A 23,180-nucleotide genomic window follows, 5' to 3' on the forward strand; every position below is an offset into this window, starting at 1 on the left:
GCGACGGCTCCGGCGCGCCGCGTGGCGGGTCGGAGACGCCCCGCGGCAGCGGCGCCCCCCGCGGCGGTGCCCAGCGCAGCAGCGGGGCCGGTGCACGGCGCGGGCCCGACCTCGGCCGCCCCGGGTCGGCCTGGCCGTCCCGTCCGCCGCAGCAGCGCCGGCCCCGTCCGCAGCGCGCGCAGCAGGACCTCGACGTGCACGACCCCGAGGGCGTGCGGCTGCAGAAGGTGCTCGCGCAGGCGGGTCTCGGCTCGCGCCGGGCGTGCGAGGAGCTCATCGCGTCGGGGCGCGTGAGCGTCGACGACCAGGTCGTGGTGGAGCTCGGCGTGCGGGTGGACCCCCGGTCGGCGGTCATCCACGTGGACGGCCTGCGGCTGCAGCTCGACCGGTCGGTGGTGACGCTCGCGCTGAACAAGCCGCTGGGGGTCGTGTCGACCATGCACGACCCCGAGGGGCGCCCGTCCCTCGAGCAGTACGTGCAGAACCGCGAGGAGCGGCTGTTCCACGTCGGACGGCTGGACGCCGACTCCGAGGGGCTGATGCTGCTGACGAACGACGGCGAGCTGGCGAACCGTCTCTCGCACCCGTCGCACGGCGTCACCAAGACGTACCTGGCGACCGTCGAGGGCCGGGTCGCCGGCAACCTCGGGTCGGTGCTGCGCAAGGGCGTCGAGCTGGAGGACGGCGTGGTGACCGTGGACGCGTTCCGGGTCGTGGACGCCACGCCGCAGGCCTCCCTCGTCGAGCTGGTGCTCCACGAGGGCCGCAACCGCGTGGTCCGCCGGCTGCTCGAGGAGGTCGGCCACCCGGTGACGCGGCTGCTGCGCACGCAGATCGGTCCGATCAAGCTGGGCGACCTGCGCCCGGGGCGTACGCGCGTGCTGGGGAAGCCGGAGGTCGGCTCGCTGATGACGTCGGTGGGCATGTGAGCGGGAACGGCGCCGTCGCGACCCGCGGGCCGGTCCGCGTCGTCGGCACCGGCCTGCTGGGCGCGTCCGTCGGCCTGGCGCTGACCGCCCGGGGCGTCGACGTCACGCTGCACGACCCGTCCCGGACGGCCCTCGCCCTGGCGCGGGACGTGGGGGCGGGCCGGCCCGCGGCGGCGGACGACCCGCAGCCCGCGCTCGTCGTCGTCGCGGCGCCCCCGGACGTCACGGCGGACGTCGTGCTGGCGGAGCTCGCGGCCCACCCCGCGGCGGTGGTCACGGACGTGGCGAGCGTCAAGGGCTACGTGCTGCGCGAGCTGCGCGCCGCGGGCGCGGACCTGACGCGCTACGTCGGATCGCACCCGATGGCCGGCCGGGAGCGTTCCGGCCCGGCCGCGGCGGTGCCGGACCTGTTCGTCGGGCGGCCGTGGGTGGTCGTCGACTCGGGGGAGTCCCGGCCCGACGCACTGCTCGTGGTGCGGGCGCTGGCCGCGGACCTCGGGGCCGTGCCGGTCACGATGGACGCGGAGGCTCACGACGCCGCCGTCGCGGTGGTGTCCCACGTGCCGCAGGTCGCCGCGAGCCTCGTGGCCGCGCGCCTGCGGGACGCCGAGCCGGACGCGCTCGGCCTCGCGGGGCAGGGCCTGCGGGACGTGACCCGGATCGCGTCGTCGGACCCCGCCCTGTGGACGTCGATCCTCGCGGCCAACGCCGGGGCGGTGCGGGACGTCCTGGCCGGCCTGCGCGCGGACCTGGACGAGGTGCTGGCGGCGATCGACAGCGCCGCCCGCGCCACCGGCCCGGAGGACGTCGAGCTCGGCGCGCTCGCCCGGCTGGCGCGGCTGCTCGCCGACGGCAACGCCGGGGTCGCGCTGGTGCCGGGCAAGCACGGCGGCGCGCCGCGCGCGTACGCGGTCGTCACGGCGCTGGTGCCCGACCAGCCCGGCGAGCTGGCCCGCCTGCTGACGGACGTCGGTGCCGCGGGCGTGAACCTGGAGGACCTGCAGCTCGAGCACGCCGCGGGACGGCCCGTCGGCATGGCGTCGGTGTCCGTGGACCCGGCGCGCTCGGCGCACCTGGAGGCGGAGCTGACGGCCCGCGGATGGAGGCTGGTGAGGTGACGACGCGCGAGGACGCGACGACGGGGACGGGGACGGGACGCCGCGGCGTGGTGGTGGCGATCGACGGCCCGTCCGGGTCGGGCAAGTCGACGGTGTCGCGGCGGGTGGCCGAGCGCCTCGGCCTGGCCTACCTGGACACGGGGGCGATGTACCGCGCGGCGACGTGGTGGGCGCTGCACCGCGGCGTCCCGCTGACCGACGTCGAGGCGGTCGCCGCGCTCGTGCGGCGGATGCCGCTGGTCATGGGCGTGGACCCCCGCGACCCGAGCGTGCACGTGGACGGCCACGACGTGGGAGGGGCGATCCGCGAGACCGCCATCTCCGCCGCGGTGAGCGCGGTCGCGACCAACCTCGGGGTCCGCGCGGAGCTCGGGCGCCGGCAGCGCGAGGAGATCGCGGCGCAGGCCGTGCCGACCTCGTTCTCCGGCGGGCGGGGCGTCGTCGCCGAGGGGCGGGACATCACGACCGTCATCGCCCCGGACGCGGACGTGCGCCTGCTGCTGACGGCGAGCGAGGAGGCGCGCCTCGCCCGGCGCGCGCGCGAGGTCCACGGCACGGACGACGCGGCCGCGGTCGCCGCGACGCGCGACCAGGTGGTGCGGCGCGACGCGGACGACTCCACGGTGTCGCAGTTCCTCGTGGCCTCCGACGGCGTGGTCACCGTCGACTCCTCCGAGCTCGACCTGGACCAGACCGTGCAGGCGGTCCTCGACGTGGTGGCCCGCGTCGCGGACGTCCACGCGTGACCGCGGCGGGCCGGGCCGAGGGCGCCGGCGTGCGGTCGGCGGCGCCCGGGCGCCGGTACGCGGAGCGACCGGTCCCGCGCGGGGCCCGGGCCATCGGGTGGTTCCTGGCGCACGCGCTGTGGGACGCGCGGGTGGTGGGGGCGGAGCGCGTGCCGGCCTCGGGACCGGTGCTGTTCGCCGCGAACCACACGAGCGTCGTCGACGGGCCGCTGCTGGCCGGCGTCACCCCGCGACCGGTGCACATCCTGGTCAAGGAGGAGATGTTCGCGGGGCCGTTCGCGGGCATCCTGCGCTGGTCCGGCCAGATCCCGGTGGACCGCTCCGGCGGGCGCGCGGCCCTCGTCACCGCGCTCGGCGTGCTGCAGCGCGGGGACGCCGTGGGGGTGTTCCCGGAGGGCAACCGCGGGCGCGGTGACGCGGCGTCCGCGCGGGCGGGCGTCGCCTGGCTCGCGGTGAACGGCCACGCGCCGGTCGTCCCGGTCGCGATCCTCGGCACCCGGCGCACGGGGGAGTCGGTCGGGCACGTCCCCGGGCCGCGGCGTCGCCTGCACGTGGAGATCGGGGAGCCGCTGGACGTCCAGCCGGCCGCGGGGCAGTCGCGGCGCGACGCGATCGCGTCCGGGACGGAGGCGGTGCGGGTCGCCCTGCAGAGCCTCGTCGCGGCCGCCGCGGAGCGCACGGGCACGTCGCTGCCGAGCGACTGACGGCCCCGCGCCCGGGGTGCGGACGCCCGGCGCGCCCGGCCCGACGCCGGGGCCGGTCGTCCGCGGTCCGCCCGTCGGGGACAATGGTGCCCATGCGTGACAGCGAGCCGGCCCAGCCGACCACCAGCGGACCCGTCGACGGGAACGCCGACGTCGACCTCGACCTCGACGCGGGCGGGTCGACCGACGTGCCGGTCGGCGCCGCGGAGGGCGAGCCGGCGGACGACGAGGCCCGCGAGCGGGCGCTGCGCGCCGGCCTGGAGGAGTACGAGCTCGAGGACGAGGACGTCGCGCTGCTGTCCGGCGCGCTCGGCGACGGCGACGACGACGAGATCGAGGTCGCCCTCCCGGTCCTGGCGGTCGTCGGCCGGCCGAACGTCGGCAAGTCGACGCTGGTCAACCGCATCCTCGGCCGACGCGAGGCCGTGGTCGAGGACCGCCCGGGCGTGACCCGCGACCGCGTGTCGTACCCCGCGGAGTGGGCCGGGCGGCGCTTCACCCTGGTGGACACCGGCGGCTGGGAGGTCGACGTCGCGGGCATCGAGGCGCGCGTGGCGGAGCAGGCCGAGGTCGCCATCTCCCTGGCGGACGCCGTGCTGTTCGTCGTCGACGCGACGGTGGGCCCGACGGCCACCGACGAGCGCGTCGTGCGCCTGCTGCGCAAGTCCGGCAAGCCGGTGGTGCTCTGCGCCAACAAGGTCGACGGCCCGCGGGTCGAGGCCGACGCCTCCGAGCTCTGGAGCCTCGGCCTGGGCGAGCCGCACCCCGTCTCCGCCCTGCACGGGCGCGGGACGGGCGACCTCCTCGACGCCGCGATGGACGCCCTGCCGCGCGTCTCCCAGCACGGCACCGTGCGCCCGGGCGGACCGCGCCGCGTCGCTCTCGTCGGCCGGCCGAACGTCGGCAAGTCCTCGCTGCTGAACAAGGTGCTCGGCACGAACCGCGTCGTCGTGGACGACACCGCCGGCACGACGCGCGACCCGGTCGACGAGCTCGTGGAGCTCAAGGGCGTCCCGTGGTGGTTCGTCGACACCGCGGGCATCCGGCGGCGCGTCCACCAGACGTCCGGGGCCGACTTCTACGCGTCGCTCCGCACGCAGGCGGCCATCGAGAAGGCCGAGGTCGCGGTGGTGCTGCTCGACGCGTCGCAGCCGCTGACCGAGCAGGACACGCGCGTGATCCAGCAGGTCATCGACGCGGGCCGGGCCCTGGTGATCGCGTACAACAAGTGGGACCTCATGGACGAGGACCGCCGGCCGTACCTGGAGCGCGAGATCGAGAAGGAGCTCGTGCAGATCCAGTGGGCGCCGCGCGTCAACATCTCGGCGCGGACGGGCTGGCACACGGACCGGCTCGTCCCGGCGCTCACGCGGTCGCTCGAGTCGTGGGACACCCGCGTGCCGACGGGCCGGCTGAACGCGTTCCTGGGCGAGCTGGTCGCGGCGCACCCGCACCCTCTGCGCGGCGGGAAGCAGCCGCGGATCCTGTTCGCCACCCAGGCGTCGACCCGGCCGCCGCGGTTCGTCATCTTCGCGACCGGGTTCCTCGAGGCCGGGTACCGGCGGTTCATCGAGCGCCGGCTGCGCGAGACCTTCGGGTTCGAGGGCACGCCGATCTCGATCTCCGTGCGGGTGCGGGAGAAGCGCAAGCGGTGACGCGCGGGGCGGTGGACCCGGGGCAGCGGGCGGCACGGGCGGGCGGGGAGCGGGAGCTCGCGCCGCGCCGGTCGCCGGTGCTCGTCCTGGGCCTGCCGCGCGACCCCGCCGGTCCGCGGCACGTCGCCGGATTCCTCGCGGTGACGGTCCTGACCGTGCTGGTCACCCGGGGGCTGCTGGCGCTGACCGGCTTCCCGCAGCTCGGCGGCGACGGGCTGCACATCGCGCACGTCCTGTGGGGCGGGCTGCTGATGGCCCTCGCCGTGGTGGCGGTGCTGTCGTGGGCGGGGCCCGTGGTGCGACCGGCGGCGGCGCTGGTCGGCGGGATCGGGTTCGGGCTGTTCGTCGACGAGATCGGCAAGTTCGTCACCGCGGACAACGACTACTTCTACGAGCCGACGGCGTCGCTCATCTACGTCGTGGTGGTGCTGCTGGTGCTCGCCGGGGAGGCGATCCACACCCGGCGCCGCGACCCGCACGAGACGCTCGCCGCCGCGACCGACCTGGCCGTGGCGGGGCTCGCCGGGGGGTTCACGCACCGCGCGCGACGTCAGGCGCGTGAGCTCGTCGACGCGGCGGGTGACGTGCGCGGCGCCGCGGAGGTGCGCGCGCTGCTGGCCGTCGTCGAGGACGACGCGCGCGAGCTGCCCGACCCGATCAGCGCCGTCGCCCGCGGGGTGGTCCGGGTGTCGCGCCGGGTGGTGCGGGTGCGGTGGCTGCCGCGGGTGACCGTGGCGGTGCTGGCGCTGGTGACCCTGGCGACGGTGGCGCGCGGCGTCGTCCTCGTCGCCACCGGGACCGACCTGCCGTGGTGGGCCCTCACCGGGATGCTGGTCAGCGCTGCCGCCTCGCTGGTGTGCTCGGGCGTGGGGCTGCACCACGTCGGCCGGGATCGCGCACGCGGCTACGAGTGGTTCCGGCGCGCCGTGCTGGTGAACCTGCTGCTGACCCAGATCTTCCTGTTCCGTGTGGACCAGTGGGGCGCCGTGAGCGGGCTCGTCGTGGACCTCGCGCTGCTGGGCCTCGTCGCGGCGGAACTGGACGTGCTGCGCGGCCGGGCGGGGACCGACCCGACGGCGCCCGTGGACGAGGCGGACGCCGCCCGCGGGTGACCCTCCGGGCGGTCCCGTCGACCGCTCCGCGGGACCGGGCCGTCCCACGGGGCGGACGCGTCGGACGTCCTCGTGCACGACTGAGATACATGTAGTGCCCATGGATCTCGCACGGCCCTCCGCGCCGGCGGCCCCCGCGGCCGAGCTCGCCTACCGCCACGTCAAGGACGCCCTGCTCACGGGCCGGCTCCCCGCCGGGGAGATGGTCAGCGAGGGCGAGGTCGCGGACGAGCTCGGGCTGAGCCGCACGCCCGTGCGGGAGGCGTTCCTGCGCCTGGCGGCGGACGGCTGGCTGCGCCTGTTCCCCAAGCGCGGCGCGCTGGTCGTCCCGCTCGCGCCCGGCGAGGCCGAGGCGGCGGTCGAGGCCCGGCTGCTGCTCGAGTCGCACGCCGTCGACGTGGTCGCGACCGACGCCGCCGCGCGGACGGCGCTCGTCTCGCGGCTGCGGGACCTGCTGGCGCGGCAGCAGGAGGCCGTCGACGCAGGCGACCTGGACGGCTACGCAGACCACGACGCCGCGTTCCACCTCGCGGTCGTCGCCGCGGGCGGCAACGCGCTGCTGACCGGGTTCGCGGTGACGCTGCGCGAGCGGCAGCAGCGCATGATCGCCCTGTCCGTCGGGCGGTCGGGGGAGCGGGCGCCCGGGTTCGTCGAGGAGCACGAGGGCCTGGTGGCCGCGATCGAGGCGGGGGACGCCGCGCGGTTCCGCGAGCGGCTGCGCGCCCACCTGCACGCGGCGCACCTCGGCGGTGCGCGGTGACGGCCGAGGTGCGGACGGCGGCCGGGGTGCGCACGGCGGCCGAGGTGCGCACGGCGGCCGAGCCGACCACCGCCCGCGCGACGGACCCCGCCGACCCTCGCGTCTGGCGGCGCGTCGCGGCGCTCATGGTCGCCATCGCGTGGGGCGGCAACGAGTTCACGCCGCTGCTCGTCATGTACCGCGAGGTCAGCCACCTGTCCGCACTGACCGTGAACGTGCTGCTGGGCGCCTACGTGCTCGGCATCGTCCCCGCGCTGCTCGTCGGCGGCCCCCTGTCCGACCGGTTCGGGCGCCGGCCCCTGCTGCTGCCCGCCGCGCCGCTCGGCGTCGTCGGGTCGCTCGTGCTGGCGCTCGGGCCCGCCTCGGTGCCGGCGCTCGCCGTGGGCCGGGTGCTCTCGGGCCTGGCGCTGGGCCTCGTCATGGCCGTGGGGACGACCTGGGTCGCCGAGCTGAGCGCCGCGGCGGGGGAGCCCCGCAGCGGTGCCCGGCGGGCGTCGCTCGCTTTGACCGCCGGGTTCCTGCTGGGTGCCGGTCTGGCGGGCGTGCTCGCGCAGTGGGGGCCGTGGCGCACCGGCACGCCGTACCTCGTGCACGCGGCCCTGACCGTCGCGGCCGGGGTCGCCGTGCTGGCGGTCCCCGAGACCCACGCCGCGCCGGCAGACCGCGGCCGGCTGCGCGACGACCTGCGCGTGCCGGCCGTCGGCCACCGCCGGTTCCTGCGCGTCGTGCTGCCGCTCGCGCCGTGGGTGTTCGGCGCCGTCGGCAGCGCCTACGCCGTCCTGCCCGGGCTGATGCGCGCGCACGCCGGCGGCGTACCGATCGCCTTCTCCGCGCTCCTCACGGTCGTGACCCTCGCGGTCGGCTTCGCGGTGCAGTCCGTCGCGCGCCTCATCGACACCCGGCACAGCGCCCGCGCGTCCGTCGTGGCGCTGGCGATCCTCGTGCCGGGCATGGCGCTGGCCTCCTGGGCGTCGGCCACGCTCGCGCTGCCGGTCGTGCTGCTCGCCGCGGCCGTGCTCGGAGCGGGGTACGGCCTGGCGCTCGTGGCCGGGCTGTCGGAGGTGCAGCGCATCGCCTCGCCGGCCGACCTCGCGGGGCTGACCGCGGTGTACTACTCGGTCGCGTACCTCGGGTTCTTCGTCCCGGCCGTGCTCGCCTGGCTCTCGACGCGCTGGGCGTACCCCGCGATGTTCCTGGGCGGCGCCGTGATCGCGACGGCGTGCCTGGTCGTGGTCGCGTGCGCGTGGCGCTCCCACCTGCCCGCGGGGGACAGCGGCACGGTCCGCATACGGTAGAGTTGCCGAGGCTCCTGCGGGGGCCATCGGGCTGTGGCGCAGCTTGGTAGCGCACTTGACTGGGGGTCAAGGGGTCGCAGGTTCAAATCCTGTCAGCCCGACCAGAGAGCCCCGGCGGGAGAGCCTCCCGCCGGGGCTCCGTCGTGTCCGGGGCAGCCCTCAGCGCCGGTCTCCCGCCGGGCCTCCCGGCTGCCGCTCCGCGCGCCGCCCGCGAGGCTCGCCGTGCGCGCACGGTCACGACGCCCCACAGGCCCACCGCGGTGAGCACCAGCGCCGCGCTGACGGCGAACGGGCCGGCGGCGCCGGCGGCGTCGAGGGCCGGGCCGGCGCCGACGGGTCCGACGACGGCGCCGACGTTCAGCGCGGCCGTCGCGAAGGAGCCGCCCATCGTCGGGGCGTCCGCGGTGGCGACGACGCGCGCGACCAGGGTGCTGCCCAGCGCGAACGAGAGCGCGCCCTGCACCGGCGTGAGCACCCGCAGCGCGACCGGGGCGTCCGCGGCCCACGCCAGCAGTGCCCACCCCGCGACCAGGGCCGGCCCGGTGACGGTGATGAGCCGGCGCCCGTGCCGGTCGCCGATCCGCCCGGCGAGCGTGACACCGAGGAAGGCCCCGACGCCGAACACGGCCAGGAGCGCGGGGAGCGCGCCGCCGGTGAGGCCGGCCGGCCCGGCGGCGACCGCGGCGAGGTACGTGAAGCTGCCGAAGGTCGCGCCGTTGACCAGGGCCGTCAGGGCGAGGTCCAGCCGGACGGGGCGCGCCCGCAGGCTCGCCAGCTCGCGGCCGATCGTGCCGGCCGCTCCGGTCCCCGCGTCCGCCGCGGGGCGTGCCGGGGCGGCGACCAGCACCGCGACCAGCGGTGGGAGGCAGAGCAGGGCGATCGCCCCGAGGGTCGCGCGCCATCCGAGGAGGTCTCCGACGAGGGCTCCGGCCGGGACGCCGGCGACGAGCGCGAGCGTGGTGCCGCCCAGGACGACCGCCAGGGCACGGGTGCGGCGGCCGGCCGGGACGACCCGGGTCACCGTGGAGAGCGTGACGGCCAGGAACCCGGCGTTCGCCGCCGCCGCGACGACCCGGGACGTGAGCAGCAGGGCGAAGCTGCCGGTGCCGGCACCGAGGACGTGCGCGGCGATGAAGACGGCGAGGAACCCGCTGAGCGCCCAGCGGGGTGCGAGGCGGCGCGCGGCGGCCGCCATGACCGGCGCACCCAGGACCATCCCGAGCGCGAACCCGGAGGTCAGGAGGCCGGCGCGGGCGAGCGGGACGCCCAGGTCGGTGGCGATGCCGGGGAGCAGGCCGGCGAGGACGAACTCGGAGGTGCCTTGCGCGAAGACGGCGACGGCGAGCAGGCGGAGCAGAGCGGGCACGGGTGGACCTTCCGGAGCGCGGACGTGACGGGGTAGGCGCGTGGCGCCACCGGCGCTCCGGATGCGTGAGGGCTCCTGCGACGGCGCCGAGGGGTCGGCGCGTCAGGTCCCCGGGGGGACGGGCGGGGGCATCGCGGGCTACCGGCGGACCGGCAGCCCTGACCTGTCTGTCTGCGGCGAGCTCACCTCGCGAGGCTACCAACCGGCCCCGTCGGTCCCGCCCCTGCGCCCGACACGTTCGACGGAGCGATACCCCGGGGGGTATAGTCGTCGCATGCTGAGCGAGAAGGTCGTCGAGGGTGCCGCGCGCGGCGCAGGGGCACGCCGCACGCGGATCGTCGTGGTCGGCGGGGTCGCCGGCGGCATGAGCGCCGCGGCCCGCGCCCGGCGGCTCGACGAGCGCGCCGAGATCGTCGTGCTGGAGCGCGGGGACCACCCGAGCTTCGCGAACTGCGGCCTGCCGTACTACGTCGGCGGGGAGATCGAGAGGGAGCAGAGCCTGCTGGTGCAGACCCCCGCCTCGCTCGCCGCGGCGCTCGACCTGGACGTGCGCGTCCGGCACGAGGTCATCGGCCTCGACGCCGAGGCGCGTGCCGTCACCGTGCGGACGCCGTCGGGCACCGAGGTGATCGGCTACGACGCCCTGGTGCTCGCGCCCGGCGCCCGCGCCGTCGTGCCGCCCGTCCCGGGGATCGGGTCGCCGCGCGTGACGACGCTGCGCACCGTCGGCGACGCCGTGGGGCTGCGGGAGGCCGTCACGGGGCCCGGGGCCGCCCGGCGCGCGGTCGTGCTCGGCGCCGGGTTCATCGGGATCGAGGCCGCCGAGGCGCTGCGGCTGCGCGGCCTGGAGGTCGACGTCGTCGAGCTCGCGGACCACGTGCTGCCGCCGCTCGAGCGCGAGCTCGCGAGCCTGGTGACCGCCGAGCTGCGCCGGCTCGGGATCACGGTGCACGACGGGGTGGCGGCCACGGCCGTCGAGCAGGGCGTCGACGCCGACGTCGTCGTCCTGGCCGACGGCACGCGCCTGCCGGCCGACACGGTGGTGCTGTCCGTCGGCGTGCGCCCCGACACGGCGCCCTTCGAGGCGGCCGGGGTGGCGTGCGAGCGCGGCGCGATCGTCGTGGATGAGCACGGGCGGACCAACCTGCCGGGCGTGTGGGCGACCGGCGACGCCACCGTGAGCACCGACGCGGTCACCGGCGTGCGGCGACCGGTGGCGCTGGCCGGGCCGGCGAACCGCGGCGGGCGCCTGGTGGCCGACGACATCCTGCGGCCCGGGACGGCCCGGCCCCTGCCGCAGCCGCTCGGCACGGCGGTCGTGCGGGTCGGCTCCCTGACCGCCGCGATGACGGGCGCGAACCGCGCCGCGCTCGACGCCTCGGGCACCGGCTACGAGACCGTCCACCTGCACCCCGGCAGCCACGCGGGCTACTTCCCGGGCGCCGAGCAGGTGCACCTGGTGCTGCACGTCCGCACCGGCGACGGCCTGCTGCTGGGCGCGCAGGCGGTGGGCGCCGACGGGGTGGACAAGCGGATCGACGTGCTCGCGACCGCGATGCGGCACCGGGCCGTCGCCGCGGACCTCATCGACCTGGACCTCGCGTACGCGCCGCCCTACGGCTCGGCGAAGGACCCCGTGAACCTCGCCGGCATGATCGCGGACAACGTGGCGACCGGGACCGTCCGGCTCTGGCAGGCCGCCGACCTCGACGACGTGCTCGAGCGGGCGTTCGTGCTCGACGTGCGGTCGCCGGCCGAGTTCGCCACCGGACACCTGCCCGGCGCGCTCAACGTCCCGCACACGCAGGTGCGCGACCGGCTCGCCGAGATCCGTGAGGCCGCCGGCGACCGCCCGGTGCGGCTGCACTGCCAGTCCGGCATGCGCTCCTACCTGGCCCTGCGGGTGCTCGCGCAGGAGGGGTTCGCGGACGTCGCGCACCTGTCCGGCGGGATGCTGACGCTGCGGGGCTGGCTCGGCGACGCGGCGGACGAGGTGCTCGTCGTCCCGGAGCCGGCACGCGTCGCCTGAGCGCGGGCCCCCGCCCGCGCGGCTGACCACGACCCCCGAGATCCCTCGGACCCCCGGGCCGGCACCGGCCCACGACCCCTCTGGAGGTACACCCATGTGTCAGGCAGTGACGTGCCGGACGTGCGGCAAGGTCACCTGGTCCGGCTGCGGCCAGCACGTGGACCAGGTCATGCGCGGCGTCCCGCAGTCCCAGCGCTGCGAGGGCCACGAGAGCGAGCCGGGGTTCCTCGCCCGCCTGTTCGGCGGCCGGTGACCCCGGTCCGGAGACGGTCCGGGCCCGCCGCGCGTGGCACGCTGTGCCGCGGACGTGGCGGGCCTGTCGCGTCCGGGACGGAGCGCGAGGAGCGGACGGGCGGATGACGGACGGGATCCCCGCGGGGCTGCGGCGCCGGACGATCGTGCTCCTCTCGGGGGCGCAGGTGCTCAGCGGGCTCGCCGCGGGGTCGGTGGTGTCGATCGGGTCGCTGCTGGCGGTCGAGCTGACGGGCCGCGAGGCCGTCGCCGGCTCGGTGACCACCGCCGCGACCCTCGGCGCCGCCGTCGCGGCGCTCGTGCTCTCGCGCCTCGCCCTCGCCCGCGGCCGGCGCACCGCCCTCAGCTCCGGGCTGGTGGTGGCGACGGCGGGCGCCCTCGGCTTCGTGCTCGCCTCCGTGCTGGAGAGCTTCCCGCTGCTGGTCGCCGGCGGCGTGCTCATGGGCGCCGGCTCCGCGGTGAACCTCCAGGCCCGGTTCGCCGCGACCGACCTCTCGACCGCCGGAACCCGGGCGCGGGACCTGTCGCTGGTGGTGTGGGCCGGCACCGTGGGCGCCGTGGCCGGGCCGAACCTCGTGGGGCTCGGGGGACCGCTCGGGCGGCTCACCGGGCTGCCGGAGCTCGGGGCCGCGTTCCTGTTCTCCGCCGCGGGCATGCTCGCGGCGACCGCGGTGCTCTGGTTCGGCCTGCGGCCGGACCCGCTCGAGGTGGCGCGCGCGGCGGAGCGCGGCACCTCGGTGGAGACGGGGGTCCGTCACCACGTCCCGCTCCGCCTGGCCGTCGCGACGCTGGCGCGGTTCCCGCGCGCGGTCGCGGCGCTGCTCGGCGTCGTCGTGGCGCACGCGGTCATGGTCGCGGTGATGGCCATGACGCCGGTCCACATGGCGGGGCACGGCGCGACGGTGACCGTGGTCGGGCTGACGGTGAGCCTGCACATCGCCGGGATGTACGCCCTCGCCCCGGTCATGGGGTGGCTGAGCGACCGGCTCGGCCCGCTCGCCGTCCTCGTCGGGGGGCTGGGCGTCCTGGTCGTCGCCGCCCTGGCCGCCGCCGCGTCGGGGGCGAGCACGGTCGTGGTGACGACCGGCCTCGTGCTGCTCGGCCTCGGGTGGTCCGCGGCGACCGTCGCCGGGTCGAGCATCATCGCCGCGGCCGTCCCGGGCGACGGCCGCGTGGCGATCCAGGGCCTGTCGGACGCGCTCATGTCCGCCGCCGGAGCCGGTGGCGGCGCCCTCGCGGGCCTCGTGCTGGCGGCCGCCGGGTACGGCGGGCTCGCGCTCGGTGCGGGAGCGGTCGCGGCCGCCGGGGCGGTGGCGGTGCTGCTGGTGCACGCCCGTGGCGGCGCGCGTGACCGTGCACCGGGTGCGGTCGGGCGGGCGTCGCCGCGCCCCTGACTCCGGCGCCCGGTTCGCACGTCCGCGACGCCGGAGGCGAAAACCGGCGGAGAGTGTCGGTGCCGGTGCGTACCCTCGTGCTCGCCGATACGGACGGTCCCCCCACCGGCCGTGGCCGTGACCTCGCCGCCTCGACCATGGAGACCCCCGTGCTCGCCCGACTGCTCTGGCGCTACCTGCGTCCCTACCGATGGCTCCTCGCGGGCGTGCTGGTGTTCCAGCTCGGCTCCGCGCTCGCGATGCTCTACCTGCCCAGCCTCAACGCCGACATCGTCGACCGGGGCGTCGCCCAGGGCGACACCCGCTACATCTGGCGCACCGGCGCCTTCATGCTGACCGTGTCGCTCGGGCAGATCCTCGCGGCGATCGTCGCGACGTACTTCGCCGCCCGCGCCGCCATGCAGGCCGGCCGGGACATCCGCGACGACGTCTACGGGCGCGTCAGCGGGTTCTCCGAGCGCGAGATCTCGCAGTTCGGCGCCGGCTCCCTCATCACCCGCAACACCAACGACGTCCAGCAGGTCCAGATGGTCACCATGATGGGCGCGACCATGCTGGTGTCCGCACCGATGCTCGCCATCGGCGGCGTGATCATGGCGCTGCGCCAGGACGTCGGGCTGTCGTGGCTGATCGCCGTGTCCGTGCCCGTCCTGCTCGTGGTGGCCGGCCTCATCATCAGCCGCATGGTGCCGCTGTTCCGGTCCTACCAGGGCAAGCTCGACGCGGTGAACCGGATCATGCGCGAGCAGCTCACGGGCGTCCGGGTGGTGCGCGCATTCGTCCGGGAGTCGATCGAGGCCGACCGGTTCCGGGTCGCGAACACCGACATCATGGTGGTCGGCCGCAAGATCGGCTCGCTGTTCGTCCTGCTGTTCCCGCTGGCGATGCTCGTCCTCAACGTCACGGTCGTCGGCGTGATCTGGTTCGGCGGCATCGAGGTCGACAACGGGAACGTGCAGATCGGGACGCTGCTCGCGTTCATGCAGTACATCGGGCAGATCCTCATGGGAGTCCTCATGGCCTCCTTCATGACGGTGATGATCCCGCGCGCCGCCGTCTCGGCCGAGCGCATCGCGGAGGTGCTGGCGAGCACGTCGACGCTGGCCGAGCCCGAGCAGCCCGTGCGCGGGCGCCCCCGCCCGGGGGAGGTCGCGTTCGAGGACGTGACCTTCGCCTACCCGGAGGCCGCGCACCCCGTGCTGTCGGGGATCACCTTCACGGCCCGGCCGGGGCAGACGGTCGCCGTCATCGGCTCCACGGGCGCGGGCAAGACCACGCTCGTGTCGCTGGTCCCGCGGCTGTTCGACACCACCGGCGGCACGGTGCGCGTCGGTGGCGTCGACGTCCGGGACGCCGCACTGGAGGACCTGTGGGCCGGCATCGGCCTGGTCCCGCAGCGGCCGTTCCTGTTCGCCGGCACGGTCGCGTCCAACCTCCGGCTCGGCCAGGAGGACGCCTCCGACCGCGACCTGTGGCGGGCGCTGGAGATCGCCCAGGCCAGCGACTTCGTCTCGCAGATGGACGGCGGGCTCGAGGCGCGCATCGCGCAGGGCGGCACCAACGTCTCCGGGGGCCAGCGGCAGCGCCTCGCGATCGCGCGGGCCCTCGTGCGCCGGCCCGAGGTGCTGGTGTTCGACGACTCGTTCTCCGCGCTCGACCTCGCGACCGACGCCCGCCTGCGGCAGGCGCTGTGGCGCGAGCTGCCCGAGGTCACGAAGATCGTCGTCGCCCAGCGGGTCTCGACCGTGACCGACGCCGACGCGATCCTCGTGCTGGAGGACGGCCGCGTCGCCGGCCTGGGCACCCACGAGGAGCTGCTCGCCACCAACCAGACCTACCGCGAGATCGCGGAGTCCCAGCTCTCCGTGGAGGCCGGCCGATGAGCGACCAGACGCTGACCGAGGACGAGAAGCTCGAGATCGAGCTCGGCGAGCAGGCGCGGATCGCGTCCGACTCGTGGGAGGGCGTCGCCCCCGGGAAGGCCGACAACTTCAAGGAGTCGTTCGGCCGGATGCTCGGGCTGCTGCGCCCCTACAGGCTCGCGCTCGTCGCCGTGACCCTCATGGGCGCCGCGGGCGTCGTGCTGACCGTGCTCGCCCCGCGCATCCTCGGGCGCGCGACCGACGCGGTGTTCACGGGCTTCGTGTCGCGGCAGCTCCCGGAGGGCATCACGCAGGAGCAGGCCGTCGCCGGGCTGCGCCTCGACGGGCAGGACCGCCTCGCCGACATGGTCGCGGCCATGGACCGGCTCGTGCCCGGGCAGGGCATCGACTTCGACCACCTCGGGCGCCTGCTGCTGACCGTCCTCGCGCTGTACGTGGCGAGCGCCCTGCTCATGTGGGGGCAGGGCTACATCATCAACGTCGTCATGGTGCGGGCGATGTGGCGGCTGCGCGAGGCCGTCGAGCAGAAGATCAACCGGCTGCCGCTGGCGTACTTCGACCGCGTGCAGCGCGGCGAGCTGATCTCCCGCGTCACCAACGACATCGACAACATCACGCAGACCATGCAGCAGTCGCTGTCCACGGCGCTGACCTCGATCCTCACGGTCATCGGCGTGCTGGTCATGATGTTCTCGATCTCGTGGCAGCTCGCCCTGGTCGCGCTGGTGTCGCTGCCGCTGATGGGCGTGATCTTCGGCGTGATCGGCCCGAAGTCCCAGAAGGCCTTCGGGCTGCAGTGGCGCAAGGTCGGCCGCCTCAACGCCCGGGTCGAGGAGTCGTTCTCCGGCCACGCGCTCGTCAAGGTGTTCGGCCGCCGCCGCGACTTCGCCGACCGGTTCCGCGCGGAGAACGAGGAGCTCTACCGGGCGTCGTTCCGGGCGCAGTTCCTGTCCGGGATCATCTGGCCGGGCATGTCGTTCGTCGGCAACCTCACGTACGTCGGCATCGCGGTGCTCGGCGGCCTCATGGTCGCCAACGGCAGCCTGCGTCTGGGGAGCGTGCAGGCGTTCATCCAGTACACGCAGATGTTCACGCAGCCGCTGTCCGAGCTCGGCGGCATGGCCGCGGTCGTCCAGTCCGGCACGGCCTCGGCCGAGCGGGTGTTCCAGCTGCTCGACGAGGACGAGGAGAGCGCGGACGCGGCGGACGCCCCGGCGCCCGCCGACGGCGACGGCACCATCGAGTTCGAGCACGTGTCGTTCTCCTACAGCCCGGACCAGCCGCTCATCACCGACCTGTCGTTCACCGTCAGCCCCGGGCAGACGGTCGCGATCGTCGGGCCGACCGGCGCGGGCAAGACGACGCTGGTCAACCTGCTCATGCGGTTCTACGAGCTCGACGGCGGCCGCATCCTCGTCAACGGCCAGGACATCGCGGAGCTGAGCCGCCACGACGCCCGCGCCCGCACGGGCATGGTGCTGCAGGACCCGTGGCTGTTCTCCGGCACCATCCGGGAGAACATCCGCTACGGCCGGCAGTCGGCCACCGACGAGGAGGTCCTCGCCGCGGCGCAGGCCACCTACGTCGACCGGTTCGTCCACTCCCTGCCGCACGGGTACGACACCGTGCTGGAGGAGGACGCGGCGAACCTGTCCGCGGGCGAGAAGCAGCTGATCACGATCGCGCGCGCGTTCGTGGCCCAGCCGTCCGTGCTGATCCTCGACGAGGCGACGTCGTCGGTCGACACGCGCACGGAGCGGCTGCTGCAGCACGCCATGGCGTCGCTGCGCGAGGGGCGGACGTCGTTCGTCATCGCGCACCGGCTGTCCACGATCCGCGACGCGGACCTGATCCTCGTCATGGAGCACGGCGCGATCGTGGAGCAGGGCACGCACGAGGCGCTCATCGAGGCCGGGGGCGCCTACCACCGGCTGTACCAGTCGCAGTTCGCCGGGGCGGTCGTGGAGGAGCAGGTCTGACCCGCGCGGAGCGTCCGGGCCCGGCGGCGGTGAGCGCGCCGGGCCCGGACGAGGCCGCGGCGGGTGGGCCGGGGCAGGATGGGCGCATGACGTCTCCGGCGAACCCCTCCCGCACCGGCTCGGCCACCCCGGCGGTGCCCCGGGGACCGTGGCCGCGGGTCCCGACGGCGGTCGTCGCGGCGGCCACCCTCGCCGGGGGCTTCGCCGCCGCCCAGGCGACGGGCGTGCGCGCCGTGGGCGGCGCCGTCCTGGTCGCGGGGGTCGCGTGGAGCGGCTGGCGTGCGCTGCCGACCGCCGGCCCGGCGCGGGTCGCCGGGGTGCTCGTCCTCGGCGCGGGCTGCTTCGTCGCGTCCCACCTGCTCGCGCCGCACCTGGGCGCCTGGCCGTCCGTGGCCCTGGTCACCGGCGTCCTCGCGGCGGGCACGGCGGCGCTGGTCGACCGGCCGCGCCGCTGATCGTCAGCCCTCGCCGGTCGCCGGGTCCCGGTCGGTCAGGCAGTAGCGGCGCCCGGCCGGGTCCACGAGCACAGTCCACCGCTCGCGGACGCGCTCGACCTGCGCGCCCAGCCCCACGTGCCGCGCGGTCTCGGCCGGCCGGTCGTCGCACGCGACGTCGAGGTGGGCCCGCACCGCACCCGTGGGCTCGTCGAGACGCTGCAGCAGGATCCGCAGCGGCATGCCGTCCCCGCGGACGAGCGGCACCAGCGACGCGCCGGGGTCGTGGGGACGCGCCGCCCACCCGGTGAGCGCCTGCCAGAACCGGACCTCCGGCTCCCACCGGTCGGCGGGCACGTCCACCGCGAGCTGGTCGAGGAGGCTCGTGTGGCTGCGGCCGTCCGGCGCCGTCCACCGCCGCGGTGCGGGGCGGGGTCCCTCGATCCCGTCCGCCGCCACCACGCAGAACGGCAGGCCGCCCGGCGAGCTCAGCAGGACGTGCCGGGCGCTCAGCATCTGCCGGGCGCCGAGCGCGACCGCGTCGTCCGCCGCCCGCCGCACGTCGTCGACGTGCAGGTCCAGGTGCACGCGCGGCGCGCCGGTGGTGGTGCGCTGCGCGCGCAGGAACGCGACGCCGTCGTCCGGCAGCAGGGTGACGAACTCGTCGTCGGGGCCACGGGGCGCCGAGAGCCGGGTGGCGGTCGCCCGCGTCCAGAAGTCGAGGGTGGCGGGCCAGGCCGCTGCTCCGCCGTCGAGGAAGGCGGTGGTCCACACGATCACGGCGCCCACGGTAGCGACCGGGATCACCCGGGAGACGACGGCGCGGCCGCCCGCCGGTGGAAAAGTGTGGGGGAGTGTCGGACCCGGTGCCTAGGGTCGTCGGACGATGACCAGCACCGCCACCACCGCCACCGCTCCGCCGACGCCGGACGCGCCCCGCCGTCCCGACGACCGGGCCCGCCGCCTCGACGTGCGCCGCCTCGGCGGCCGGGCCGCGGCGTTCGCGCTCACCGCGCTGACCGTCGGCGCGGTCGGGTCCGCGCTCGGCGCCGTGGTCGCGGGGCGCCTGGCGGAGGACCCGACGGGCACGGGGCTCGCGCTGCTCGCGCTCTGCCTGGTGGGGGCGGCGCTCGTCGACTCGGTCGGGCAGGTCGTGTGGGCCGGGGTCGTGGACCGGGCCGAGGGCCGGCTGCGCGGCGACCTGCTCAGCGCGGCGCTGCACCAGCCGCTCGCGACGCTCACCGAGCAGGCCGTGGGTGAGGTGCTGGACCGGGTCGACGACGACACGCACGCGGTCGGCGCCCTGGTGCGGCGGCAGGTCTGGGGCATGGGCCGCACCGTCGTCGGCTGCGTCCCGCTCTGGGTGGTCGCGGGCGTGACGTGGTGGCCCGCGTGGGTGCTCTTCCCGCTGCTCGGGGCCCTGACGGTGCTCGTCGTCCGGCCGTCCCTGGGCGAGATCGCGCGCCGCAAGGTCGTCGAGGAGCGCGCCTGGACCGACAACGCGGCGGCCTTCGAGGAGGCCGTGGCGGCGCGCGACGACCTGCGCACGAGCCACGGGCAGGCGTTCGCGGTGCGGCGGCTCGCGGAGTCCTCGGCGCTCGTGCACCGCACGCTCGACCGGGTGCTCGCCGTCGAGACGCTCATGACGGCCCGCGCCGGGATGCTGCTGCACGCCCTGCTCGGGGCGGTCGCCGTGGCGGGCGTGGCGCTGGCCGCCGGCGGCCGGCTGTCCGTGGCCGAGCTGGTCACGCTGTTCCTCGTCACCGCGTCGTTCGTCGGGCAGTTCGACCAGCTGGCGCGCAACCTGCCAGACCTCCAGGAGGGCATCGGCGCGGCGATCCGCATCCGGGAGCTGCTCGAGTCCCCGCCGGAGCCGGAGGGCGGGCTCCCCGTGCCGTCCGGGCCGGTCGGGCTGGAGCTGCGCGACCTCCACTTCGCCTACGAGGAGGGTGCGTTCGCGCTGCGGGACGTCTCGCTGCGCGTCCCCGCGGGGCAGACGGTCGCCCTGGTCGGGCGCACCGGCTCGGGCAAGACCACGCTCGCCGCCCTGCTGTCCCGCGCCGTCGAGCCGCCGCGCGGCACCGTCCTGCTCGGCGGTGTCGACGTGCGCGACCTGGACCTGCGGCAGCTGCGGGCGGCGGTCGGCGTCGTCACGCAGCGCACCGAGATCCTCGCCGGCACGCTGGCCGAGAACGTCGCGCTGTTCGCCGACGTGCCGCGGGCCCAGGTCGAGGCGGCCGTCCGCGAGCTGCGCCTCGAGGAGTGGGTGGCCGGCCTCCCCGACGGGCTGGACACGCTGCTCGGACCCGGCGGCACCACCCTGTCGGCCGGCGAGGAGCAGCTGGTCGCGTTCGCGCGCCTGCTCGTCCGCGACGTGCAGGTGGTCGTGCTCGACGAGGCGACCGCGCGGATGGACCCGCTCACCGAGGCCCGGGTCGTGGCGGCCGCGGACCGGCTGCTCGGGGGGCGCACGGGCGTGCTCGTCGCGCACCGCCTGGGCACGGTGGACCGGGCCGACCAGGTGGTCGTGCTGGACCACGGCCGGGTCGTCCAGCAGGGGCCGCGCGCCGTGCTCGCGGCGGCCGAGGGGCCGTTCCGGACGCTGCTGATCGCGTCGCGCAGCGACGGGACCGAGCGCGAGCACGCACCGGGTGTCGAGGTGACGGGTGTCGAGGTGACCGGCGACGAGGTGACGGGCGCCGAGGTGACCGACGAGGTCGTCCCGGACGGCGAGGCGGACGGTACGGGGTCGGTCGGCGTCCGCCGCCGCTCCGGCCCGCCCCCGGAGCTGCGCGAGCCCGGTCCCGGCCTGAGCCTGGCCCGCGGCATCGCCCACGCGCTGCGCGTCACGCCGCGCTGGGGCATCGGCGGCGGCCTGCTGTTCCTGGCCGCGAGCCTGGTGGCGGCCCAGGGCGCCGTCACGGGGTTCCTGTGGGGCCGCACGGTCGAGGGGCTGCGCGCGGGCGAGGCGCCGGCGGCGCTCGTCGCGGTGCTCGTCGTCCTCCTGCTGCTGGTCGCGCCGTGCGGCGCGCTGGCGTTCCGGCTCTACCCGCGCTGGTGGGTGGAGGTGCTGCTGCGCGTCCGGATGGCCGTCCTGGTCGGCCAGACGCAGCAGCACCGGTTGCGTCGAACGCCGCCCGGGGAGGTGGTCGCGCGGGCGCTCGACGCCGACCGGTTCGCGCGGTACGCGGACCGGTGGGTCGACCTCGCCAACGGCCTGGTGCTGGTCGCCGTCACCGCCGTGCTGTCGTGGTCCCTGCTGGCGGGAGCGGTCCTGCTGGGCGTGCTCGTCGTCGGCGCCGCCTGCGCCCTCGCGGGACGCCGGGCGGCGGGCCGGTCCGCCACCCGCTCGGCGGCGGCCCGCGCCACGTTCGGGCGGGCGCTGGTCTCGGCGCTGGACGCCGCGCGCACGGTGAAGCTCGCGGCGCGGACGCCGGACGTCCACGCCCACCTGCGGCGGGTGGACTCGGGCCGGGTGGAGGCGGCGGTGCGCGAGCACCGGGTGCAGGCGGTGCTGGACGGCGTGCCGATCGTCGCCGTGCAGGCCGGCGTGGTCGTGTCCTGGGCCGCGCTGCTCGGGGGCGTGTGGGACCTCGCGTCGACCCTGCTGGTCGCCGGTGCGGTCGCCGGCTTCAACTGGTTCGGCGTCGTCGCGGGAGCGGTCGTCACCGAGGCGCCCGGCACCCGCGCCTGGCAGCGGGCCACCGCCGAGTTCGCCGGCGGCGCCGACCTGTGCGCCGTCCCGCCGGGCGTCCACCTGCCCGAGGGTGCGGCGCCGGCGCCGCGGGCCGACGGGCGCGACCGCCTCGAGCACCTGGAGCTGCGCGGGCTGTCCGCGGTGCACGACGACGGGACCGTCGGCGTCGCGGGGGTGGACCTGACCGTGCGGCGCGGCGAGCTGGTGCTCCTGCTCGGTCGCGTCGGGTCGGGCAAGTCGAGCCTGCTGTCGGCCCTCGCCGGGCTCATGACGCACACCGGCCGCATGGCGTGGAACGGCACGGAGGTGGACGACCCGGAGGAGTTCCTCCGGCCCGGTCGGGTCGCCCACGTGGCGCAGGTGCCGCGCGTGCTGTCCGGCACGTTCGCGGACAACGTGCGGCTCGACCACGCGGACCGGGACGTGGCGGGGCCCGTCGAGGACGCCCGCCTCGGCGACGACGTCGCGGACGCCGGCGGACCGGACGCCCTCGTGGGTCACCGCGGGGTGCGCCTGTCGGGCGGCCAGGTGCAGCGGCTCGCGCTCGCGCGGGCGCTGGCGACCCGGTCCGAGCTGCTGCTCGCGGACGACGTGTCGAGCGCGCTCGACGCCGCGACCGAGATCGAGCTCTGGCAGTCGCTCCGCGCCCGGGGGACCACCGTGGTGGGCGCCTCGGCCAAGAGGTCCGCGCTCGCGCGGGCCGACCGGGTCGTGGTCCTGGAGGAGGGAGCGGTGGCCGCCGTCGGGCCGTGGCAGGAGCTCGCGGGACGCTGGGGCCATCTCGCGGGCTGAGCGCCGGTGATTGCCTGATGAGGTAAGGCTTGGCTAAGGTCGGCGGCGTGCTCGAGACCGCCACCGCGATGTCCGCCGCCGACGTCAGCATCGGCTACGGCGGCGACCCCGTCGTCACCGGGGCGAGCGTGACGCTCTCCCGGGGGCAGGTCACCGCGCTCGTGGGGCCGAACGGCTCCGGCAAGTCGACGCTCCTGCGGGGCATGGCGCGGCTGCAGCGGCTGTCCGCGGGGCGCGTCACCCTGGACGACGCCGACGCCGGTGCGCTCTCGGCGCGCGACTTCGCCCGGCGGGTCACGCTGCTGGCGCAGTCCCGGCCGACACCGGCCGGCATCACCGTGCGCGACGCGGTCGAGTTCGGCCGGCACCCGCACCGCAGCGGCTGGCGGGGGACCGACCCCGCGGGCCGGGAGGCCGTGGACCGGGCGCTGGTGCTCGCGGGGATCGCCGACCTCGCGGACGCCGACGTCGACGCGCTGTCCGGGGGCCAGGTGCAGCGGGTCTGGTTCGCGTCCGCGCTCGCGCAGGACACCGGCGTGCTGCTGCTGGACGAGCCGACGAACCACCTCGACCTGCGCTACCAGGTGGAGGTCCTGGAGCTGGTGCGCTCGCTCGCCGACGTGCACGACGTCGCCGTCGGGGTGGTGCTGCACGACCTGGAGCAGGCCGCGGCGGTCGCGGACCGCGTGCTCGTGCTGCACGCCGGCCGGGTCGTCGCGGACGGGACACCGGACCGGGCGCTGACGTCGCGCCTGCTCAGCGACGTGTACGAGATCGACGTGGAGGTCCGCACCGACCCCGGCACGGGCCACGTCGCCGTCCACACCCCGCGGCTGCAGCTCCGGTGCCTGGCGCCCGCGGCCACCGACCGGGCGCCCACCGCGGTCCCGGCCTGACGGGCCGCCGCCGCGGCGCGCGACCGACCGTGCGCCGCGGCGCAGGCCCCGCGGCCGGTCCGGGGCAGGGCCGCTCCTGCCGGGCGGCCACGGCCGGCGGGAGCCGCGGCCGGCCCACGACGGCCACGCCTCGCCGGGG

General features: G+C 76.6%; 17 protein-coding genes, 1 tRNA gene and 1 pseudogene. 17 read left to right on the forward strand and 2 right to left on the reverse strand.

Annotated features, from left to right (window positions below):
* From AAHH18_RS05450 to AAHH18_RS05490, 9 genes are all read left to right on the forward strand, one after another.
* The coding region (locus AAHH18_RS05450) for a pseudouridine synthase (RefSeq protein ID WP_343300860.1) at positions 1-929 on the forward strand (929 nt) is incomplete at its 5' end.
* Positions 926-2,047: a prephenate dehydrogenase gene (locus AAHH18_RS05455; protein WP_343300861.1), complete on the forward strand. Its 1,122-nt coding sequence runs from the start codon at positions 926-928 to the stop codon at positions 2,045-2,047. The genes AAHH18_RS05450 and AAHH18_RS05455, both read left to right, overlap by 4 nt.
* Entirely contained in the window at positions 2,044-2,793 is a 750-nt protein-coding gene (gene cmk / locus AAHH18_RS05460; protein WP_343300862.1) for a (d)CMP kinase, read from the forward strand. Before AAHH18_RS05455 ends, cmk begins: the two co-directional genes overlap by 4 nt.
* Positions 2,790-3,497 carry a lysophospholipid acyltransferase family protein gene (locus AAHH18_RS05465; protein ID WP_283320437.1) on the forward strand — a complete coding sequence of 236 codons (708 nt, stop codon included), beginning with the start codon at positions 2,790-2,792 and terminating at the stop codon, positions 3,495-3,497. Before cmk ends, AAHH18_RS05465 begins: the two co-directional genes overlap by 4 nt.
* A 92-nt stretch (positions 3,498-3,589) precedes the next feature.
* Positions 3,590-5,152: a ribosome biogenesis GTPase Der gene (gene der / locus AAHH18_RS05470; RefSeq protein WP_343300863.1), complete on the forward strand. Its 1,563-nt coding sequence runs from the start codon at positions 3,590-3,592 to the stop codon at positions 5,150-5,152.
* Positions 5,149-6,264: a hypothetical protein gene (locus tag AAHH18_RS05475; protein WP_343300864.1), complete on the forward strand. Its 1,116-nt coding sequence runs from the start codon at positions 5,149-5,151 to the stop codon at positions 6,262-6,264. The genes der and AAHH18_RS05475 overlap by 4 nt, the downstream gene beginning before the upstream one ends.
* Before the next feature lie 100 nt (positions 6,265-6,364).
* Positions 6,365-7,024 carry a GntR family transcriptional regulator gene (locus AAHH18_RS05480; protein WP_283320434.1) on the forward strand — a complete coding sequence of 220 codons (660 nt, stop codon included), beginning with the start codon at positions 6,365-6,367 and terminating at the stop codon, positions 7,022-7,024.
* Positions 7,021-8,319 (forward strand): MFS transporter, encoded by a 1,299-nt coding sequence (locus tag AAHH18_RS05485; RefSeq protein ID WP_343300865.1) that lies wholly within the window; start codon positions 7,021-7,023, stop codon positions 8,317-8,319. Before AAHH18_RS05480 ends, AAHH18_RS05485 begins: the two co-directional genes overlap by 4 nt.
* A 27-nt stretch (positions 8,320-8,346) precedes the next feature.
* Positions 8,347-8,423 (forward strand) — tRNA-Pro (locus tag AAHH18_RS05490).
* A gap of 92 nt (positions 8,424-8,515) precedes the next feature.
* On the opposite strand, the pseudogene AAHH18_RS05495 reads toward AAHH18_RS05490, so the two are convergent.
* A pseudogene (locus AAHH18_RS05495) lies at positions 8,516-9,685 on the reverse strand (Cmx/CmrA family chloramphenicol efflux MFS transporter); the annotation flags it as partial.
* Between the two features lie 274 nt (positions 9,686-9,959).
* Between AAHH18_RS05495 and AAHH18_RS05500 the strand changes: the two are divergent.
* From AAHH18_RS05500 to AAHH18_RS05525, 6 genes are all read left to right on the forward strand, one after another.
* Complete coding sequence (locus tag AAHH18_RS05500) at positions 9,960-11,714, forward strand: FAD-dependent oxidoreductase (RefSeq protein WP_343300867.1); 1,755 nt, start codon at positions 9,960-9,962, stop codon at positions 11,712-11,714.
* A 94-nt stretch (positions 11,715-11,808) separates the two neighbouring features.
* The gene (locus AAHH18_RS05505; RefSeq protein WP_222169327.1) at positions 11,809-11,967 is read left to right on the forward strand and encodes a hypothetical protein; all 159 of its coding nucleotides are present in this window, start codon (positions 11,809-11,811) and stop codon (positions 11,965-11,967) included.
* A gap of 103 nt (positions 11,968-12,070) precedes the next feature.
* Positions 12,071-13,360 (forward strand): MFS transporter, encoded by a 1,290-nt coding sequence (locus AAHH18_RS05510; RefSeq protein WP_343300868.1) that lies wholly within the window; start codon positions 12,071-12,073, stop codon positions 13,358-13,360.
* Positions 13,361-13,509: 149 nt separating this feature from the next.
* Positions 13,510-15,243 carry an ABC transporter ATP-binding protein gene (locus AAHH18_RS05515; protein WP_343300869.1) on the forward strand — a complete coding sequence of 578 codons (1,734 nt, stop codon included), beginning with the start codon at positions 13,510-13,512 and terminating at the stop codon, positions 15,241-15,243.
* On the forward strand, positions 15,240-17,222 hold the full coding sequence (locus AAHH18_RS05520) for an ABC transporter ATP-binding protein (protein WP_343300870.1): 1,983 nt from the start codon (positions 15,240-15,242) through the stop codon (positions 17,220-17,222). The genes AAHH18_RS05515 and AAHH18_RS05520 overlap by 4 nt, the downstream gene beginning before the upstream one ends.
* An 86-nt stretch (positions 17,223-17,308) precedes the next feature.
* Positions 17,309-17,677, forward strand: coding sequence for a hypothetical protein (locus tag AAHH18_RS05525; RefSeq protein ID WP_343300871.1), 369 nt, complete (start codon positions 17,309-17,311; stop codon positions 17,675-17,677).
* 3 nt (positions 17,678-17,680) lie between these two features.
* Here the strand turns inward: AAHH18_RS05525 and AAHH18_RS05530 are convergent, their stop codons facing one another.
* Positions 17,681-18,436 (reverse strand): VOC family protein, encoded by a 756-nt coding sequence (locus AAHH18_RS05530; protein ID WP_343300872.1) that lies wholly within the window; start codon positions 18,434-18,436, stop codon positions 17,681-17,683.
* A 106-nt stretch (positions 18,437-18,542) separates the two neighbouring features.
* On the opposite strand from AAHH18_RS05530, the gene AAHH18_RS05535 reads away from it, so the two are divergent.
* Both AAHH18_RS05535 and AAHH18_RS05540 read left to right on the forward strand, forming a co-directional pair.
* Complete coding sequence (locus AAHH18_RS05535; protein ID WP_343300873.1) at positions 18,543-22,145, forward strand: ABC transporter ATP-binding protein; 3,603 nt, start codon at positions 18,543-18,545, stop codon at positions 22,143-22,145.
* Positions 22,146-22,213: 68 nt separating this feature from the next.
* Entirely contained in the window at positions 22,214-23,041 is an 828-nt protein-coding gene (locus AAHH18_RS05540; RefSeq protein WP_343300968.1) for an ABC transporter ATP-binding protein, read from the forward strand.
* The last annotated feature ends 139 nt before the right edge of the window (positions 23,042-23,180 follow it).

Source organism: Cellulomonas olei (genome assembly GCF_039548315.1).
GTDB lineage: Bacteria > Actinomycetota > Actinomycetes > Actinomycetales > Cellulomonadaceae > Cellulomonas.